At 50.4% G+C, this 14860-nt stretch carries 13 protein-coding genes and 1 riboswitch; of the genes, 9 read left to right on the top strand and 4 right to left on the bottom strand.

Annotated elements, in window-relative coordinates; all coding sequences use genetic code 11:
• Positions 1 to 87: 87 nt before the first annotated feature.
• Entirely contained in the window at positions 88 to 2112 is a 2025-nt protein-coding gene (locus CWE07_RS12370; protein ID WP_111570466.1) for an NADPH-dependent 2,4-dienoyl-CoA reductase, read from the bottom strand.
• 212 nt (positions 2113 to 2324) lie between these two features.
• Between CWE07_RS12370 and CWE07_RS12365 the strand changes: the two genes are divergently transcribed.
• The 7 genes from CWE07_RS12365 to CWE07_RS12335 all read left to right on the top strand — a co-directional run bounded on the left by CWE07_RS12365 (position 2325) and on the right by CWE07_RS12335 (position 10327).
• Positions 2325 to 2798 (top strand): hypothetical protein, encoded by a 474-nt coding sequence (locus tag CWE07_RS12365; RefSeq protein WP_111570457.1) that lies wholly within the window; start codon positions 2325 to 2327, stop codon positions 2796 to 2798.
• Positions 2795 to 3922, top strand: a complete 1128-nt coding sequence (locus CWE07_RS12360; protein WP_111570456.1) for a PQQ-dependent sugar dehydrogenase — start codon at positions 2795 to 2797, stop codon at positions 3920 to 3922. Before CWE07_RS12365 ends, CWE07_RS12360 begins: the two co-directional genes overlap by 4 nt.
• Positions 3923 to 3924: 2 nt before the next feature.
• Complete coding sequence (locus tag CWE07_RS12355) at positions 3925 to 5382, top strand: NAD-dependent succinate-semialdehyde dehydrogenase (protein WP_111570455.1); 1458 nt, start codon at positions 3925 to 3927, stop codon at positions 5380 to 5382.
• Entirely contained in the window at positions 5379 to 6737 is a 1359-nt protein-coding gene (locus CWE07_RS12350) for an aldehyde dehydrogenase family protein (RefSeq protein ID WP_111570454.1), read from the top strand. Before CWE07_RS12355 ends, CWE07_RS12350 begins: the two co-directional genes overlap by 4 nt.
• An 86-nt stretch (positions 6738 to 6823) precedes the next feature.
• Positions 6824 to 7708, top strand: a complete 885-nt coding sequence (gene trxA / locus CWE07_RS12345) for a thioredoxin (protein WP_111570465.1) — start codon at positions 6824 to 6826, stop codon at positions 7706 to 7708.
• Positions 7709 to 7879: 171 nt separating this feature from the next.
• Positions 7880 to 9463, top strand: coding sequence for a methyl-accepting chemotaxis protein (locus tag CWE07_RS12340; RefSeq protein ID WP_126819012.1), 1584 nt, complete (start codon positions 7880 to 7882; stop codon positions 9461 to 9463).
• Between the two features lie 39 nt (positions 9464 to 9502).
• Positions 9503 to 9673, top strand: a riboswitch (yybP-ykoY riboswitch).
• 42 nt (positions 9674 to 9715) lie between these two features.
• Positions 9716 to 10327 (top strand): TMEM165/GDT1 family protein, encoded by a 612-nt coding sequence (locus tag CWE07_RS12335; RefSeq protein WP_111570452.1) that lies wholly within the window; start codon positions 9716 to 9718, stop codon positions 10325 to 10327.
• 11 nt (positions 10328 to 10338) lie between these two features.
• Here CWE07_RS12335 and CWE07_RS12330 read toward each other — a convergent pair whose 3' ends face one another.
• Positions 10339 to 10557, bottom strand: a complete 219-nt coding sequence (locus CWE07_RS12330; RefSeq protein WP_111570451.1) for a hypothetical protein — start codon at positions 10555 to 10557, stop codon at positions 10339 to 10341.
• 74 nt (positions 10558 to 10631) lie between these two features.
• Here CWE07_RS12330 and zapE point away from each other — a divergent pair, with 74 nt between their 5' ends.
• Positions 10632 to 11723 carry a cell division protein ZapE gene (gene zapE / locus CWE07_RS12325; RefSeq protein WP_111570450.1) on the top strand — a complete coding sequence of 364 codons (1092 nt, stop codon included), beginning with the start codon at positions 10632 to 10634 and terminating at the stop codon, positions 11721 to 11723.
• Here zapE and CWE07_RS12320 read toward each other — a convergent pair.
• Complete coding sequence (locus CWE07_RS12320; protein ID WP_111570449.1) at positions 11720 to 12058, bottom strand: zinc ribbon domain-containing protein YjdM; 339 nt, start codon at positions 12056 to 12058, stop codon at positions 11720 to 11722. The two genes, zapE and CWE07_RS12320, sit on opposite strands and share 4 nt — an antisense overlap.
• A gap of 186 nt (positions 12059 to 12244) precedes the next feature.
• On the opposite strand from CWE07_RS12320, the gene CWE07_RS12315 reads away from it, so the two are divergent.
• Positions 12245 to 13450 carry a multidrug effflux MFS transporter gene (locus tag CWE07_RS12315; protein WP_241974140.1) on the top strand — a complete coding sequence of 402 codons (1206 nt, stop codon included), beginning with the start codon at positions 12245 to 12247 and terminating at the stop codon, positions 13448 to 13450.
• Between the two features lie 19 nt (positions 13451 to 13469).
• On the opposite strand, the gene CWE07_RS12310 is transcribed toward CWE07_RS12315, so the two are convergent.
• A complete protein-coding gene (locus CWE07_RS12310) occupies positions 13470 to 14750 on the bottom strand; it encodes a phospholipase D-like domain-containing protein (RefSeq protein ID WP_111570448.1) in 1281 nt (426 codons plus the stop codon).
• Positions 14751 to 14860 lie beyond the last annotated feature (110 nt).

Genomic DNA, 14860 nt, shown 5'->3' with positions numbered 1-14860 from the left:
TATGAGTCACTTAAGGTATAGACGATAAAAGCCTAATTTGATCAGATAAATGCCGACTTCATTTTAGAAGCCGGCATTTTTATAGGGCTAGATACGTGCTGCTAACTCTGCGCCTTGACGAATTGCGCGCTTCGCATCAAGCTCGGCAGCCACGTCCGCACCGCCAATAATATGCGCCTGCACGCCCTGCGCCGCTAACGCCTCTTGCAATGGACGGAATGGTAATTGACCGGCACACACGACCACGTTGTCGACCGCCAACACACTGACTTCTCCATTACGCTCAATTTCAATGCCCTCAGGTACGATTCGGCGATACGTCACACCGTTGAGCATCCGTACCCCCTTCTTACTCAAGGTACTGCGATGGACCCAACCCGAGGTTTTACCTAGACCAGCACCCACTTTCGTGTCTTTACGCTGCATCAGGTAAACTTCGCGCGGATTAGGTTCAGCTAACGGCTGTGCCAACAACGCGCCGCGCTCACTATAGGTCTTATCAATACCCCAAATCTTGTGCCACTCATCGTTATCCAGTGTCGGCGACTTCGTCGTAGTCAAATACTCTGAGACGTCAAAACCAATGCCACCTGCACCAATCACCGCTACACGCTTGCCGACTTCTTTATGGTCGCGCAGTACGTCGAGATAACCTAATACATGGGGCAAGTCGGCCCCTTCAATCGTTAATTCTCGTGGCGCCACACCGGTGGCTAAGACAATCTCGTCAAACTTGCCCTGCTGCAAAGACTCGGCAGTTTGCCCTTGGCCTAAATGCACATGCACGCCAGTGTCAACCAAGCGTTGTTTGAAGTAGCGAATCGTTTCGTGAAACTCTTCTTTGCCAGGTATCTGTTTGGCGTAATTAAATTGCCCGCCAATATCACTGGCTTTATCAAATAAATGCACCTCATGCCCACGCTCGGCTGCATAGCAAGCGAATGCAAGCCCCGCCGGACCTGCACCAACCACAGCAACGCGCTTGGCTGACGTAACCGGCTGCATCACTAACTCGGTTTCATAACATGCAAGAGGGTTCACTAAGCAGCTAGCGCGCTTATTTTTAAACACGTGGTCTAAGCAGGCTTGGTTACATGCAATACACGTATTGATTTTATCAGCCGCGTTTGCCGCCGCTTTGTTGACAAAATCAGGGTCTGCAAGTAACGGCCGCGCCATCGATACCATATCGGCTTCGCCAGACGCCAAAATTTTCTCAGCAACTTCTGGGGTGTTAATTCGGTTACATGCCACCACTGGCACTTTCAGCTCTTGCTTTAAGCGCGCGGTGATCCAAGTGAACGCGGCACGCGGTACCGATGTGACGATAGTCGGTACGCGAGCTTCATGCCAGCCAATACCCGTATTAATAATGGTCGCACCAGCAGACTCAGCCGCTTTTCCTAACTCAATCACTTCGTCTAAATTATGCCCGTCTTCGACCAAATCAATCATTGATAAGCGATAGATAATAATAAATTTTTCACCGACGGCTTGGCGAATTCGGCGGATAATTTCAAGCGGAAACTGCATCCGGTTTTGAAAACTACCACCCCACTTATCCGTACGTTTGTTGGTTCGGGTACACAAAAATTGGTTAATCAAATAGCCTTCTGAGCCCATCACTTCGACACCATCGTAACCAGCCTGCTGCGCCTTTTTAGCTGCGCGCGCATAGTGATCGATAGTTTTTTGGATTTGCCCTTCGCTCATAGCTTTGGGTTTGAATGGCGTAATCGGAGCTTTAATCGCACTAGGGGCTAAGCTCAGAGGATGATAGGCGTAACGGCCTGCATGCAGGATTTGCAGGCAAATCTTACCATCGGCCTGATGAACAGCCGAGGTGATCTTTTGATGTTTTTTGATATGCCAAAAGTGACTCATTTGGCTGCCATGCGGGGTAAGTCGGCCACGCACATTCGGGCTAATACCCCCTGTTACAATAAGACCGACACCGCCGCGCGCGCGCGCCGCATAGAATTCAGCCATTTTGTCAAAGCCGCCTTTAGCTTCTTCTAAGCCCGTATGCATAGAGCCCATTAGGACGCGATTTTTTAATTGGGTAAACCCTAGGTCTAGGGGTTCGAACATATGCGGGAATGGCGCGCTCATAATATTTTCCTGTGCTGGTCGTACCTGTAAAGCTTTCACTTTAAAGCTTACGCCGCGCACTAGCAAGCTATCTCATCAAAACGATCTACCATGCGTCGCAATGCGTATCTTTTCTGTCGTTTATGCCATCCGAATAAGTGGCATCTTAGCGCGGTTTAGACTAGCTTAAATGTCTGAAACCTCACGTAAACTCTTGCATTGGATTGGCTAGCATGAAGCAAAAACTTAGAATCTTTACCGCCTTTATTTTGGCAGTCGTTATCGCTGGACTGCTTGGAAGCGTGTTTCAAACCCAAGTGAACCTCGCTCAGTTGCGCGATATTGCGCCACCTGTCAGTTTTGCCATGCGCCTTAGCAACACATGGCATGACCTAACCCATTTTGCACCCATCTACACGGGGCTTGTACTGGCTACATTTATCATCGCGTTCACTGTGGGTGAATTGGTCGCTAAAGTAGTGCCTGGTCATCGCATGTTTTGGTTAGTCTTAGCCTCAGCCACAGGCCTGGCAACTTGCTTTTGGCTGGTCGACAGCGTTGCCCCCATGCCTACATTTATTGCCGCAACCCGCACATGGGGAGGGACCGGACTTATGCTACTTGGCGCTGCCATTGCCAGTGTCGTGTACACCCTCATGACCCCTAGCCTCAATGCTCAACAAGACAATCAGGAGTCTGGTCAATGAAATCATTAGCTACCACTTTGGCTACGGCCTGTGCACTTTTAGCATCCCACGCAGCGCATGCCAGCGATCGTGACTACACCACGGACGTGGTTGTCGAAGGGCTTGAATTCCCATGGGGGCTAGATACCTTACCCGACGGACGCATGTTGATTACTGAGCGCACTGGAACCATGCGCGTGTTGGAACAAGATGGTCGGCTGCATGAGCAAGCAGTACAAGGATTACCCGAGGTCTGGGTCGAGGGACAGGCTGGACTTTTCGAAGTTAAAGTAAGTCCCGACTATCGCGAGACCAGTCGTATCTACTGGAGTTATGCCTGTGGCAGCGCAAATGACTCAAGCACCTGTTTAGCGCGCGGCGTGCTCAATGAATCGTCAAGCGGCTCTTTAAGTCTAAGTAATGTGGAGGAGATTTTCCGCTCTTCACCTGGGCGAACGGGCAGCGCGCACTATGGCGGCCGTTTTACTTTTTTGCCCGATGACACCATTGTGCTCGGCTTAGGTGACGGCTTTGATTACCGCGAACAAGCACAAAAGCCGATCAATCATATTGGCAGCATTGTGCGCATGACTCTTAGCGGTTCCGTACCCTCAGATAACCCATTCGTTGGGCTGTCTGAAGCCGATCCTTACACCTATTCATATGGCCACCGAAATGTACAAGGTATCGCTTATGATGCTCGACGCGACCGTCTTTACACCAACGAGCACGGCCCTCGCGGCGGCGATGAACTAAACTTAATGATGCCAGGCGCAAATTATGGTTGGCCGCTGATCACATCCGGTATCGATTATAATTTCGCGCGTATTACGCCGTTTAAACAGCTACCCGGCATGACAGGGCCACTACTGGAGTGGACCCCATCTATTGCCCCTTCTGGCATGGCGTTATATCGCGGCGACAAGTTTGCGCAATGGGAAGGTGATTTTTTTGTCTCCGCACTGGCTAAAAAGAAAGTTCAACGTGTCCGTATCGCGGGCACTGAGGTTGTTGAACAAGAGGATCTATTCACCGAGTTAGAGCGCCGCATCCGTTATGTATACAGCGCACCGGACGGTTTTCTTTATTTACTCACGGACCAACAAAATGGTGAGCTTATTCGAGTTCAGCCGCAAGGAGAGTAAGCATGAGCGAGTTATTAAGCCGCGATGAATTAATCGCCAAAGCTTTATATATTGATGGTAAATGGTTAGATACAGACAAGCATTTTGATGTCACCAACCCAGCCAATGGCGAGGTGGTGGCAAGTGTCGCTAGTGCCAATGCAGAGAGCGTTAATGCGGCTATTGACGCTGCCCATCGAGCATTTAAAAGTTGGCGCCAATGCACTAGCGAACAGCGTAGCAAGAAGCTTCGTGAATGGTTCGATGCCATTATGCAGCATCAACAAGCGCTTGCCGAGATAATGACCCTTGAGCAAGGCAAGCCTGTCGATGAAGCCGCTGGCGAAATCGCCTACGGGGCGAGCTTTGTCGAATGGTTTGCTGAAGAAGCGAAGCGCACACGCGGCGATATTCTACCGATGATAGATAGTCATCAGGAAAACCGCGTGATTAAACAGCCGATTGGGGTTGTTGGTTGCATTACCCCGTGGAACTTCCCGAACGCGATGATTACCCGCAAGGTTGCTCCAGCCCTCGCCGCAGGGTGCACAGTGGTGGTTAAACCACCGTCGCAAACTCCACTTTCAGCCCTTGCTTTGGCTGTGTTGGCGGAAAAGGTCGGTATCCCTGCAGGTGTCATCAATATTCTACCCACGGACGATGCCAAAACCTTTAGCGAAACACTGTGCGCTGACCAAAGAGTGCGCAAGCTATCTTTCACTGGTTCCACCAAGGTCGGCCAAGGGCTGATGAAACTATGCAGTGAGAACATTATCAAGGTATCACTGGAATTGGGCGGCAATGCGCCTTTTATCGTCTTTGACGATGCGGACATCGACCTTGCAGTTGAACAGTTAATGGCGTCGAAGTTTCGCAACGCAGGCCAGACATGTATCAGTGCTAATCGGGTATTAGTCCAGGACAGTGTACACGATGCCTTTGTCCACAAGCTGAAAACCCAAATTGAAAGCTTGAAAGTCGGTGATGGCATGGATTCAGACAACGACTTAGGCCCCCTGATCAACCAAGATGCAGTCGACAAAGCCCATACATTGGTTAGCGATGCCATGAATAAAGGCGCTCACTGCGAACTGAAAGGTGGTCAAGATGACTACCTAGGGCCGTTGTTTTACCGCCCAGTCATGATCACTGGCGTTACCGCGGACATGGATATCAGCCAAACTGAAATTTTTGCGCCCGTGGTGGCTGTGCAGCGCTTTGGCGATGAAGATGAAGGCGTTCAGTTGGCCAACGACACGCCGTTTGGTTTAGCCGCTTATTTCTGTGCCTCCACCCCTTCGCGCATTCACCGTGTTAGTCATCAACTTGAAGCTGGGTTGATTGGCATTAATGCCGGGGCGATTTCGCACTATATGAATCCATTTGGTGGCGTCAAACTATCGGGCATTGGCCGTGAAGGCTCACACTATGGTATAGATGAATACATGGAAGTTAAAACCCTAGTGCAAGGCGGACTATGAAGGCCATTGATACCCTGAGGCAAACCTTTGCCTCAGGCTTAACCCGTGATGTTAACTGGCGCTTACAACAACTCGCAGGTTTAGCTGCGATGCTGGAAGAGCGCCAACAAGATTTTTGCAGCGCATTGCAACAAGACTTAGGCAAAGGGCACGCCGAAGCTTGGGCGACAGAAGTGGGTTACACTTTAAAAGATATTCAACTCACCCGTAAAAATCTGAAAAAGTGGCTACGCCCGCGCAAAGTCGGCACCCCAGTCGTGGCTAAGCCTGGTCACAGCAAATTAGTGCTCGAACCCCTGGGTTGTGTGCTTGTATTCGGCGCGTGGAACTACCCATTACAATTGAGCCTAAGCCCTGTGGTTGCAGCCGTTGCCGCGGGTAATACGGTGCTGTTGAAGCCCTCCGAAGTGAGCCCAGCGACCAGCGCTATGCTTGCAAAGTGGCTACCTGAATATGTAGATGATAATGCGCTAAAAGTGGTTGAGGGTGATGCCGAAGTTGCCACTCAGCTACTACAACACCGTTTCGACCATATTTTTTATACCGGCGGTGGCGAGGTCGGGAAAGTGGTGATGCGTGCAGCAGCTGATTACCTAACCCCAGTAACACTTGAACTAGGCGGTAAAAGCCCAGTTATTGTGACGGCGCATTGCGACATTCAGGTTGCGGCCAAACGTGTGGCTTGGGGTAAATGGATAAATGCAGGGCAGACCTGTATTGCGCCTGATTATGTATTGGTGGATAGCGCGGTCGCGGAGCCATTTAAGCAAGCACTGGTGCAGGCCATCGAAGCCTTCTACGGCACTGAGCCCCAACGCTCTAAAGATTACGGTCGCATAGTCAACGCGCGCCACTTCAATCGTTTGAAAGGGTTACTGCAAGATCAGCAAATCATTAATCAGCAGGATTATGACCGTCGTGAACTGTATATGGCGCCAATGCTCATTGATAACCCCTCGCGGCAGTCGGCTATCATGCAGGATGAAATATTCGGCCCATTACTACCGATCTGCCCGGTGGCTAACTTAGACGCAGCCATTCAAGCAATTCGCAGTTTACCCAAACCATTGGCCTGTTACGCGTTTACTCAGGATAGCCACGAGCAAGCACGGATTGAGACTGAGATCAGCTGTGGCAGCTTATGCTTCAATGACACCCTAGTATTTATGCTGAACCCCGAACTACCATTCGGCGGCGTGGGAAGCAGCGGCATGGGACGCTACCACGGCGAGTTCGGTGTACGCACATTTTCCCATGAAAAACCGGTCATGGTGCGCAGCTTTAAATTTGATGTCAGCCTACGCTACCCGCCGTTTAGCAAAAAAAAGCTGAATTGGTTAAAAAAGCTGATGTAACCAGCCCTTGATTTGTTACCTATCGCCCTCATACATGAGGGCAATAGAGTATTTAATTAAATAGTTAGCATAAGGTGGGTGTGCAAGTGTCATCGTTTCAGCAGCAAGGCGCAACGCTATCAAGTCAGTCGAATATCATCGACATCAATGAACAAAACGCACAACAAGTGCTTATTCAGGGGTCCCAGGACAAGGTCGTACTTATCGACTTTTGGGCTGACTGGTGCGAACCATGTAAGCAGTTGATGCCGGTGCTGGAAAAAATCGCCGCGGATTACCCTGATGATTTGATTCTAGCCAAAATTAACTGTGACGAACAACAAGCCATTGCTGGCCAGTTTGGCGTACGTAGCTTGCCAACCTTAGTTGTTTTCAAGGACGGCCAACCGGTTGATGGTGTGGCTGGGGTGCAACCAGAAAGTGCTATTCGCGACATGTTGAGTAAGTACTTACCTGCGCCCCAAGACGAAGCATTACAGCAGGCGCAGGATGCGTTGCACGCAGAGGACTTTGAAGCTGCATATACTTTCGCCAAACAAGCTTTTGACTTAGCCCCTGAAGACCCAGCTGCGCGCCTGATATTGGCGGACGCTGCAGCAAGTGTCGGCCATACGGAGCAAGCTAAGCAGCTGCTTAGTGAGTTAACCATTGCAGATCAAGACAGCTACTATCAACAAATTTTGGCCAAGATTAAGCTTGCTGAGGAAGCCGCTGATACGCCAGAAATTACCGCCCTAGAGCAAGCGCTAGCAGCTAGCCCTGACGACTTACAAATACATGTGGATCTTGCGCTGCAATATCATCAGGTAAAGCGCCACGAAGAGGCTTTAGAGTTATTGTTTCAAGTGTTACGCAAAGATATGCAATTCGGCGACGCTAAGCAAACGGCGTTAAATGTGATAAATAATCTGCCTTCGGGTGATCCCCTCGCGGCGCGCTACCGTAGAATTATGTACAGCATGCTTTACTAGCTGCTGTCGCTAGCAACGAGTTTTAGGCCGACTTCCTCAGTCGGCCTTTTTTTTACTCTTTTTTGTGTCAATAAATTCATCAACTCATGCCAAAACTTGCGCAAGATCATGATATCCCTTACCGCTTTCCTTTAGGGTGCCTGCGGGCACATTTATCAGGAGAAGCGTCAATTGCGTACGATTATGTCAGGCCTCACGTTTAAGCTTATGCTGTTGGTAGTCATTATTGGGTCAGTCCCCTTATCGATTCTTGGTGGCGTGACATTCTTTACAACCAAAGCCAACCTCGAAGACAACTTAAATCAGCAGCTTACCAGCGCCGTGAATGACAGTGCTCGCTTAGCCCGAATACACATAGAGCAAGTATTGGCGGGGGGCACCCAACACCCGTTGGCCGCAGCGCCAAGCGAGAACCGCGCAGCCACCATGCCCCTTGATACCTCAGCTGGCACTGTTCTGATTCACCTTGAGCGCTTAGAACAATTAATTCAGCTCAGTACCCTGGGCCCGCATGCCAAGTTCACCATCAGACGGGACGCTGACACCTCAAACCAGACCGCCAGCCAAGAGACAAACGTTAGCTCGGCTGTAGCGCCGTTGAGCCACCCTGCCTTAAGCCATACTTGGTCAGTTCGTGCCTCGGTGCCCACCAGTGATTTGTATGCGCCGGTAGAGCGCCTTAATATGGTGATGTGGACATTATGGTTTGCAGCATTCTTTACCGCCCTAACAATTGGCTACCTTTTCTCTAAACGCCTGTTAAAACCACTGCACCTATTACTGCAGCGCTTACAAAACATCGCCAGCCAAGACGCAGACTTAACCCAGAGAATAGAAATTCAAGGCAAGGATGAATTTGCTCAGGTCGCACATGCGTTTAACCGCTTCTTGGCTAATTTAAGTGGGCTCGTGAATAACCTAAGCAGTACCTCATTAGCGTTGAGTGCTCAAGCACAGCAAAGCTTACAAGGTGCTGAGCATTCGCAACATGCGCTGAATCAGCAGCACCAGCAGATTGAGCAAGTCGCAACCGCGATGAATCAAATGTCAGCGACCGTGCAAGAAGTGGCTGGCAACACTCAACTTGCCGCTCAAAGTGCCAATGACGCATTGCATGCCACCCAAGAGGGCAATCAAGTCGTAGCGCAAACCATTACTTCGATTCAGCGTCTAGCCGAGGAGGTTGAGCAAGCCGCAACCGTGATCAGCTCATTGAAAGCCGAAAGTACCCGTATCGGCGGTATTTTAGATGCCATTCGCGGGATTGCAGACCAGACTAACCTGCTGGCTTTGAATGCCGCAATTGAAGCAGCGCGGGCTGGCGATGCAGGTCGCGGCTTCGCCGTGGTGGCAGATGAAGTGCGCACCTTGGCGATCCGCGTGTCTGACGCGACCAATGAAATTCAGCAGATGATTCAGCGATTGCAAGGCAGTGCCGATGATGCCGTTGCGGTGATGCAACGGGGGCAGCAGCAAGCAGGTGTGAGCGTTGCCGACGCCCACCGCACAGACAATGCGTTGCAAAGTATTCGCGCCGCAATCGAACAAATTAACGACATGAATACCCAAGTCGCGACCGCGTCGGAACAGCAGAGCATGGTGGCAGAAGAAATTAATAAAAGCCTGGTGACTATTTCTGGGTTGGCGCAGTCCACCAGCCATGAAGCGGACGATATTGCTCACGGCAGCCAGCATTTACATGGGCTTGCCCATGACCTGCAGCGCATTGTTAATCGCTTTAAAGTCGCACCTTAACTTGACAAGTTTGGCGCGTTGTCGATAATACGCTCTAACCCTCAGGGGAGTAGTCGCTTGCGCATATTTTCCAACAATGCAGCAAGGTGTGCGTCAACATAATTGGCTGAAAACGAGCCATGGCGTACACGGCACTAGCTTGACGAGACCTGTGGTGTGAATCCTGTCACTTGCTTAATTGCAGGTGTCTTTGCTGTCGGGCAACGGATTTACATCACACGGAATCGTTGTGTTGCCCGACCGGAGTACCTCATGGATACTTTCCTTCTATCTGCACTAACCGTTGGTGTTGCCGAAATCGGCGACCGCTCGATGTTTTTAGCCTTACTGTTTGGGCTGCGTTATCAACGACCCTGGCCAATTTTCCTCGGCATGGCACTCGGCCTATTTCTGAATCAAGCATTATCTGCAGTTGTTGGTATCTGGCTATTTCAATTTTTGGATAGCAGCTGGCATGCCTGGATAGTCGGTATTGCATTTTTGCTCATGGCAGCTTGGGTGTTAGTGCCTGAAAAAGATGACGACGAAGCCCCTGAGTTAAGCAAACGGCAGCTATTTTTGGCCGCTATTGTCGCATTCTTTTTTCTGGAAATGGCCGACAAAACGCAGCTTGTGGTGGTGACTTTGGCAGGTAGTCAGCAGGTATTTTGGCCGGTAGTTTTAGGCGCAACCCTAGGCATTCTAGCTACCACTGGGCCTGCGCTATGGTTAGGTTACAAGTTTGCCGACAAACTGCCACTGGCACTCTTAAAGTGGTTAGCTTGTGCACTATTTGCTGTGCTCGGGGTGTGGGTTCTTTTGGGCGCGATGGGAGTTACTGGCGGTGCAGAAGGCCTGAGCCACCTGCTACCGCCTGAGCATTAATATGCATTTACTTAATAGTTAACCGGCGTATTACGCGGTTCAGGCATAGGTTCGTTTGGCTCCCCGATAGCCAAACGCTCAAGGCAAGCGCGGCGCTCATCGTCGTCATTGATAAGCTGACATTCAGCCATCAAAGCGTCACGCTCTGCCTCTGACATCGTAGTGGTGCACGCGGCCAAAAGTACGCTACTTAATCCAGCTGCTAACACCCAAGTTAATTTTGTAGCCATATTGAAGCTGCTCCGTCATGGTTAAATGCTTGATAATTATTCATAAGCTTAGCAGAAGGTTGTAAACTCGCCAGATGATAACATTGCCGCACACGCCAGACCCTAGTCAAGCCCGCGCGTTACGCTATTTAAACGCCCTGCAACAGGCCTTATCCAGCCCAACGATTGACGATGCCAGTAGCGCGACTACGCAAGGCGTCTACCTGTTCGGCCCAGTTGGGCGCGGTAAAAGTATGCTGATGGACAATTTTTATCAGCAACTAGGTATAGAGCAGAAGATCCGCCTTCATTTTCATCATTTCATGCGCAAGGTTCACGCCGAGTTACATCATCTGAGTGGTCAGGACAACCCGCTTGAACGCTTAGCTCAAGCTTGGGCGCGGCAATACAAAGTCATTTGTCTCGACGAATTCATGGTAGAAGACATTGGTGATGCAATGTTGCTAGGCACGCTGTGGCGGCATTTATTCGAGCATAAGGTGGTGCTGGTGACAACTTCCAATATTGCCCCCGACGCGCTCTATCGTAATGGCTTGCAACGTGACCGCTTTTTGCCCGCGATTGACCTGATAAAAACGAATTGCGCCGTACTAGAACTGAATGGAGAAGTCGATTACCGGCGCCAGCATGAACCCCAATCACTGCCCTATTTCAGTCGCCAACAACAACCGCTACTTGACTGGCTTAGTGCCCAAACAGGCCCATTGCAGCGAACGACACAGCTAACGGTGCAAGGCCGTCAGTTAACCTGCCGAGGGCGCAACCAAAGTAGTGCCGTATTTGACTTTGATATGCTTTGCGACGGCCCCCGCAGCCAACGTGACTATATGCAGTTGGCGGAGGAACATCAGGTACTTGTGGTGACTCATGTTCCGAGCTTTAGCTTTGTCGCGCTAGCACATAGTGTGCAAGGTATTGAAGATGAGTATCAACGTGAGACAATCAAAGCAGATTTGCAGAGCGCCTTTGATAATCAAGCGCGCCGCTTTATGGCGCTAGTGGACGAATGTTACGACACGCGGTGCTTGTTATTGATCCACACAGTCGACACACCGCATGCGCCCGCAGCAACGCGCCCCGAAATGCTGTATCAGGGGCGCGCCTTAAAAATACCCTTTGAACGTTGCGTGTCGCGACTCTACGAGATGCAAAGTTGGCAACTTTAAGCTTTTTTGACGAACTCAGATTTAAGCTTCATCGGGCCAATGCCATCAACCTTACAGTCGATATCATGGTCGCCATCAACTAAGCGGATGTTCTTGGCTTTAGTGCCAACTTTGACCACCAGTGACGAGCCTTTCACTTTCAAATCTTTAATCACAGTGACAGTGTCACCGTCCTGTAACACGTTACCATTGGCATCACGAACCTGGCTAGCGTCATCCGCTACAGCTTGCTCAGTCCCCGACCACTCATGTGCGCACTCTGGACAAACGAATAATGCGCCATCTTGGTAGGCGTATTCACTGCCACAGGCAGGACAATTAGGGATATCACTCATAATAACACCTTGAAGCAAGCTAATTATTTGCGCGCAAGCATGCCAGAGGCGACGCGGAAAGTCTATCAAGGGGTCAGTTGTGTAAAGAGTTTTCAGTGATCGTAGCAAGTCACGACGCTAAACCTTGACCCAGCTATCAGGTATACTAGACAGCTCGCTGAAGACGTGACCACAAAGAGGCGCTATTTGACCCAGCAAAGTTTCACCGCTACTCCCCTTGCCCCCATTCGCGGCTTCGCTTGGATGCTTGCTGCGCTCGTTGCCCTTGGCCCCTTAGCTATTGACGCGTACTTACCGGCTATACCGATGATGGCCGAACATTTTGATACCTCTTTGCACCAAATTGAACTGACACTCAGTTTGTTTTTACTTGGCTTCGCAGCGGGGCAATTATTCGGTGGACCCTTTTCAGACCGCCATGGTCGCCGCCTTACTATTTTAATTGGCCTCAGCTTGTTTATGCTTGGTAGTTTAATTACCGCATTCGGCACACAAGTAGAAATGCTATGGCTGGGGCGTTTGCTGCAGGCATTCGGCGGCGGCATGGGGGTTGTCAACACCATGGCGATGGTGCGTGACCGTTACTCAGGGCAAGAAAGCGCGCAAGTGCTGTCACAAATTGTCACTATCTTGATGATAGCGCCGCTAGCCGCGCCTTTTATTGGGAGTTTTTTACTGCTATTCGCTGATTGGCGCGCCATTTTCTTGTTTTTATTTACCTACGCTGTGATTCTACTTCTGGTGCTACGTCGTCACTTACCTGAAACGCAGAACCAAGCCCAAGTGAGCATGGTCAACCCAGTTAAGCGCTATCTAGGCGTGTTAAAAAGTCGACCTGCACTCGCCTTTCTTTTTTCTGTTGCGATGGCAAACGCTGGTATGTTTGCTTTCATCACCGGTTCACCGGGTGTGTACATGGGCTACTTTGGTGCGAGCGAGCAGTTGTACCCATTCTTATTCGGCGCCAATATTGTCACCCTAACCTTAGCCAATCAGCTTAATATTCGCTTATTGCGCCGTTACAGCGCCAAGCGCATTTTAGCCTTTGGACAATTGATACAAATCATCATGGGCATTTGCATGGTCGTTAGCCTAATTTGGCTACCGCTAGAGCTGTGGGCACTGGTGCCTTTGGTCATGCTATTTATTGGCATGCAGGGGCTTATCGTGGCCAATGGCATGTCTAGCGCGACGGACTTTTTCCCGCACAGCGCCGCCACTGCGACGGCGTTAATCAGTGCCAGTGGCTTTACTCTCGGCGCGGTATCAGGCGCTTTAGTGGGCTTTATTGGCGACGGTTCGCCGTTAGCCATGGTTGGCATTATGGCCGCGTGCCCGATTGTTGGTTTTGGTCTGCGTAGCTGGCTGCAACGCCAAGTTATACCAAGCTAAGGCAACACAGCACGTTTATTTAATAATGCGCACCAAAGATGGACGCGATACGCCCGTACATACGCACATACCACGAGCGCTGATGCCAATCATCCAAGGTAAACCTCAAGGCCACACGCATGTCTTGCTGCACAATGTCGAGCAGCTCACGAGTGAAGTCTGGCGACCAAACCAGTAAGTTTGCTTCATCATTAATTCGAAACGAGCGGTTATCTAAATTACTCGAGCCAAACGTCGACCAGGTTTCATCGACAATTAAAAACTTAGCATGGTACATGGCCTCGTCATACTTATAGATTTCGACCCCAGCAGCTAGGATGTCGCGCCAGCGGTTTACCCCCGCATTACGCACAAAGCCTTTATCCATTTCTTCGCCAGACAATAGGATTCTGACTTCAACACCACGTTCACGTGCCTCAAGGATTGCCTCTAAGAAGGTATCGTCCGGATAAAAATACGCTGTGGTGGCGGTAAAACTTTGCTCTGCAGCGGCTAGGGCATACAGTTTCAGTGCGCGAATGCGATGATGGCCTTCACTCGGCGAGCTTTTGACCATCTGTAATGTTACGTCACCGACTTCGTCGAGCTCAGGATAATAACGCTGCCCCTCGAGCAATACGCCAGTGGCATTAAGCCAGTTATCCGAGAAAACTGCTTGAATGGAGCTCACCACTGGCCCTTCAATTCGAAAATGATGGTCACGGAAGCTAAATCCGTCTTCTGCTATCCAATCATTACCGACGTTAGCGCCCCCCACAAACCCTATGCGCCCGTCAATCACCATAATTTTGCGGTGCGTTCGATAGTTCAAATTAGTTAAGTTGTACCAACTCGGAGCATGGTAGCGATGGAGGTTCACACCCGCATCTTCCATCATCACGAACCAGTCATTGTCAGCACGTACTGAGCCAACGAAATCCAGTAACACGTGAACAGCCACCCCACGCTGTGCAGCACGTGCAAAGGCCTCAGCCATCGGCTTAGCCGCGCGATCGCCATAAAACTCGTACACTTCGAATGTCACTGAGTATTGCGCATTTTCAATCGCTGCTATCTTTGCAGCATATATCGCTTCACCGTCTTCAAGGTGGGTCAATGCATTGCCCGATGCAACAGGCAGCTGCGCGAAGGCCTGCAATGATCTGGCAAACTCAGCGTCACTGACCGAATAGTTCACTTCAAGCCCTTGCGTCAGCCGCTTCGGAGTTGGAATCGCATTCATCAATAGAATATTGACGAGCCACAACCCAACCACACCGACGAGCGCAAACACCACGACTAACTTGACCGATAAACGCATACATTCCACTCACTTAATCTCAGGCCTATAAAGATAGCAGCTAGTGGGTCACTCGCCAGTGCCAGCCTGTCGACTTATGTTTCCAGCCGTTGAACTGCTCGGATTTGCCG

The organism is Aliidiomarina maris, assembly GCF_003987335.1.
GTDB classification, from domain to species: domain Bacteria; phylum Pseudomonadota; class Gammaproteobacteria; order Enterobacterales; family Alteromonadaceae; genus Aliidiomarina; species Aliidiomarina maris.
The sequence above is the reverse complement of the archived record's forward strand: the minus strand, read 5'-3'. Positions and strand labels throughout refer to the sequence as shown.

Coding starts and splice junctions, on each gene's coding strand:
- CWE07_RS12370 (WP_111570466.1), bottom strand. CDS start 2,112: ATGAGCGCGCCATTCCCGCATATGTTCGAACCCCTAGACCTAGGGTTT.
- CWE07_RS12365 (WP_111570457.1), top strand. CDS start 2,325: ATGAAGCAAAAACTTAGAATCTTTACCGCCTTTATTTTGGCAGTCGTT.
- CWE07_RS12360 (WP_111570456.1), top strand. CDS start 2,795: ATGAAATCATTAGCTACCACTTTGGCTACGGCCTGTGCACTTTTAGCA.
- CWE07_RS12355 (WP_111570455.1), top strand. CDS start 3,925: ATGAGCGAGTTATTAAGCCGCGATGAATTAATCGCCAAAGCTTTATAT.
- CWE07_RS12350 (WP_111570454.1), top strand. CDS start 5,379: ATGAAGGCCATTGATACCCTGAGGCAAACCTTTGCCTCAGGCTTAACC.
- CWE07_RS12335 (WP_111570452.1), top strand. CDS start 9,716: ATGGATACTTTCCTTCTATCTGCACTAACCGTTGGTGTTGCCGAAATC.
- CWE07_RS12330 (WP_111570451.1), bottom strand. CDS start 10,557: ATGGCTACAAAATTAACTTGGGTGTTAGCAGCTGGATTAAGTAGCGTA.
- zapE (WP_111570450.1), top strand. CDS start 10,632: ATGATAACATTGCCGCACACGCCAGACCCTAGTCAAGCCCGCGCGTTA.
- CWE07_RS12320 (WP_111570449.1), bottom strand. CDS start 12,058: ATGAGTGATATCCCTAATTGTCCTGCCTGTGGCAGTGAATACGCCTAC.
- CWE07_RS12310 (WP_111570448.1), bottom strand. CDS start 14,750: ATGCGTTTATCGGTCAAGTTAGTCGTGGTGTTTGCGCTCGTCGGTGTG.